Origin of the sequence: Methanospirillum sp. (genome assembly GCF_028679455.1) — an archaeon.
Lineage (GTDB): Archaea > Halobacteriota > Methanomicrobia > Methanomicrobiales > Methanospirillaceae > Methanospirillum.
In genome coordinates this window covers 1-3284 of record NZ_JAJRBM010000377.1, presented here as the reverse complement: position 1 = coordinate 3284, position 3284 = coordinate 1, and the positions used below count along the sequence as shown (strand labels likewise).

Annotated in this window: 8 protein-coding genes; all 8 read right to left on the bottom strand. The window is 49.0% G+C overall.

The features are described from left to right. The coding region (locus tag LUQ50_RS12820) for a hypothetical protein (RefSeq protein ID WP_300040261.1) at positions 1-1003 on the bottom strand (1003 nt) is incomplete at its 3' end. A gap of 2 nt (positions 1004-1005) precedes the next feature. Next, positions 1006-1194, bottom strand: a complete 189-nt coding sequence (locus LUQ50_RS12815) for a helix-turn-helix domain-containing protein (protein ID WP_300040259.1) — start codon at positions 1192-1194, stop codon at positions 1006-1008. Between the two features lie 4 nt (positions 1195-1198). Beyond that, a complete protein-coding gene (locus LUQ50_RS12810) occupies positions 1199-1615 on the bottom strand; it encodes a DUF6573 family protein (protein ID WP_300040257.1) in 417 nt (138 codons plus the stop codon). Beyond that, positions 1615-1821, bottom strand: a complete 207-nt coding sequence (locus LUQ50_RS12805; RefSeq protein WP_300040255.1) for a hypothetical protein — start codon at positions 1819-1821, stop codon at positions 1615-1617. The genes LUQ50_RS12810 and LUQ50_RS12805 overlap by 1 nt, the downstream gene beginning before the upstream one ends. Further along, positions 1822-1968: a hypothetical protein gene (locus LUQ50_RS12800; protein WP_300040253.1), complete on the bottom strand. Its 147-nt coding sequence runs from the start codon at positions 1966-1968 to the stop codon at positions 1822-1824. It lies immediately after the preceding gene. Next, positions 1968-2288: a hypothetical protein gene (locus tag LUQ50_RS12795; RefSeq protein ID WP_300040251.1), complete on the bottom strand. Its 321-nt coding sequence runs from the start codon at positions 2286-2288 to the stop codon at positions 1968-1970. Before LUQ50_RS12795 ends, LUQ50_RS12800 begins: the two co-directional genes overlap by 1 nt. Then, positions 2285-2569, bottom strand: a complete 285-nt coding sequence (locus tag LUQ50_RS12790; RefSeq protein WP_300040249.1) for a hypothetical protein — start codon at positions 2567-2569, stop codon at positions 2285-2287. Before LUQ50_RS12790 ends, LUQ50_RS12795 begins: the two co-directional genes overlap by 4 nt. Further along, positions 2566-2991 (bottom strand): hypothetical protein, encoded by a 426-nt coding sequence (locus LUQ50_RS12785; protein ID WP_300040247.1) that lies wholly within the window; start codon positions 2989-2991, stop codon positions 2566-2568. The genes LUQ50_RS12790 and LUQ50_RS12785 overlap by 4 nt, the downstream gene beginning before the upstream one ends. Between the last annotated feature and the right edge of the window lie 293 nt (positions 2992-3284).

Below are 3284 nucleotides of genomic sequence, written 5' to 3'. Positions count from 1 at the left end.
CGTCTTTGTCAAATGAAAGTCCTTTGATTGGGAAGGCTGCAGTCTTGAGGAGATCTTTCTTTTTCCGGTCTATCTCCTCCATCTTTGCGGTCAAGTCATCAGATCTCTTTGAGGCTTCCCGAAGCTTGTTCATGATCTCGGTTGCTTTCTGCTTCCGGGCTACCTGAGTATTCGTCTCTTCGATCTTCGAGAGTTTATCTTCAAGAGGTGAGATATCGATCTCGGCCATATCTTCGGATTGTAGTAGAAGAGTATTCAGTCTGTCCTTCGTTTCTTTCAGCCGGGTTTCGAGTTCTACGATCTCTTCTTCGGTATTTTCGATAGTCCTGTTTATGGTAAAGAAGGCGCTGTTCTGTGCTTCTGCCTCTCTGATCTCTTTGATGAGGTCGGCTGCAGATATCATCTGATTCGGGACTTCTACTGGTATCCCCTGGTATGCGGTGAGTTCAGCGGTAAGTTCATTCACCAGCCGGTTGTGGTTCGTCCTGGCGTTGAAGAATCCTTCCCGTTCCTGATCTAACGGTTCGATATCGATGCCGATCAGTTTTATCAGAGTGGCCCGCTGTTCTTTCCGGTCCATCCGCGTGAAGGCTAACGGGTCAAAACTTAGGTTTGTTTTGAGTTTATTGAGGAGAGTTTGCGGACTCTGATATACCGCTCCGTTCTTTCCCTCAACCTTGAGATAAGATCCTTCAGAGGTCCAGGTCCGGGTAACAGTAAGTTCTCCGAGGTCCACCCGGACTGATCCGGTCTCTTCACCATCCCTGATGGGGGATGAATGATCACGGGAAAGTTCCTTATTGGCGAAGACTGACCAGATACTTTTGAGAACCGAGCTCTTTCCTGCTCCATTCTTTCCGGTGATATAGATCGCGTTATTAGTCCCCGGAGTGATATCCACGGCTTTGAGTTTGAGGAAGTTCTGAGCTTTCAGGTTAACAATCCGGTACTCTTTTTCTGCCGGGCTGCTAGCATTTCTCAAAATTTCATCACAGAGGGACATGATTATTCTCCTCCTGATGGCGTGGCTTCCACCTTTGAGGATTCAATGGTCTTTAAAAGGTCATCCTGGTTTATTCGGAATTCTCCGGCAATCTTACTGGCCGGGAGCTGGCCGGATTGTATCAACCCGCGGATGGTTTTAGGTGAGAAGTTCAGCTGCTCGGCAGCCTGCTTCACGGACAAAAATTTCATGGGTTTAGTCCTCCCCGGGGAGCATGAGAGTGATAACCGGCTCGCCGTTGTCTCCCGGTCCGCAGACTGCATACACGGTTATGGTTTCAGGTACGGTAATTTTCCTGTTGTGAATCTGTCTTCTCATCTGGAAGATGACCTTGTAGGTCAGCCGGTCAGAGGGGGTTTTGGAGGTTTTCGCCGCCATTCTGAACATGAACAGCAGGTCCCAGAGTCTCCCGTCACTGCTCTGTCCTGGCATTTCAGCGATATCGTCAGGTTCTACATACTCAGAGAGACCGACAGTATAGGCGACCGGGAAGGTGATCCCGGCCTCTTTGCTGAACTCTTTTGGAACTTCGATCAGGATACCGTCATCTATTGCGTTACTCCGGGAGTAGGAGGAGATGACCGATCCGAAGAGATCAAGGGTTTCGGTCATCAGTCCACCTCTTCGATGGGATTACAGAGGTTTTTTACGTGAATATCCAGATCATTGAAACCTTTTGGCTGGGCTTCGTGCTCTACCTGGTAGGTGGAGAGAATGAATGATTCCCAGGCTTCAAAGATATCGGTGAGGGATTCTGCTTCTCCCTCTACTTCAACGGTGATATCCTTGATTACGGTCTTGAATCGGACGAGTATCATTTAATTCATCCCCATTCTTATACCGTTGTAGTGGCTGCAGATCTTGATCTGCACGGTGTTCATCAGCTGCAGGATATTTTCGATCTGTTTTTCGTCTCCCTCAATCTCGATGGTGATTGAGGGTGATTGAATCCGGACGAGTGCCATTATTCACCATCCCCCCGGAAATCAGGATCGTCATACCCGGCATCCGGGTCAGGGAGAGAAGAGAGTGATTCTTCAAGTTCTGTCATCTCGGCTGCCTTCTCGTCAAGGACTTCGATCATGGTTTTTGCGGCCGTGACGATCGCTTCTACATCTGATGAGTCTTCGATTTCGCCGCAGTATTCCTCGGCAAAATCGAGGGTGAGTTTTTCAACCTCTCCCCGGACCCGCTGGAGGTCCTGATCAAGGTCGTCAGGAGTTGGGCGATATTCCGGAGGTTCCAGCCAGGCAGCCTCTGCTCTGGCAAACGAAGAGGAACTCATGCGATGACCTCCATACGGGTCAGGCCCTGGGTGACTCGCTCTCTGATGATGAAATCGGGGTCTTTTCCGTAGAACTTCGCGTCTCGTCTGAATTGGTGAAAGAAGAATTCAAACCAGTCCGGATGATCTCTGATAGCACATTCGACCGCAAACGGGACTGCAAACTGTTTGTCTGTCAGCCATTGCTGCAGCTCCGGAACTTTCACGGCCATGTACTGTGTGAATTCCTTCTGATACTTCTCCAAAATGGTGATAGAGGTTGAAGCGGTGTTGAACTTCATGCTGGCACCTCAGTCGGGGTGGTCATCCGGGTGAGTCTCTCTATCATGGTAGATATGCCGGATTTGTGGTATTTCCACGCCGGGGAAGCAGTGCCATATACCGGGAGTATCTGTCCGGGAGCGAGATTTCGCATGTCTTCAACCCGGATAAAATAGTCTTCATGTTGCTCCTGATCTTCGACTTTGATCAGGTCCTGCTCAATGGTGCAGCAGATGGTACATGATCCATCGAGGGAACAATTAAGGTCTAATACCCATCCGAATACGGATTGTTGTCCGGTTAAGAGTCTAACCCATTTGTATGCCGGGAGTATGTACTTCCCGGTCGGAGTGTCGATGTGGATCGCACTTCCAGCTGCGGTCATAAATCCAACTATGCCGATTTTGAACCGGCGGTTTTTGGTTTGTGGGCTTGCAGGCATCACAATTCACCACATATATATCGACTCGCGAGAGCATAAAGGTTACTATAGTTTAGCAGAGGGTAACAAAGGGCAACTAAAGGCAATATATATAAAGGTTGCTGCGGCCCTCGCTATCGCTCGGGTGAGCCTGGTTCGCTCCGCTCACCGATGGTTGATCCGGGTGTTAAATGAGTTTTTATGGGTGAGCAAATGTGGGTCGGTAGCGCGCATAGCGAGCGAACAACCCAAACCCCCAAAAAACATTTTTGTATATGATGTAGATGATTAAAGGGAAAATAGTTAGGGTATTT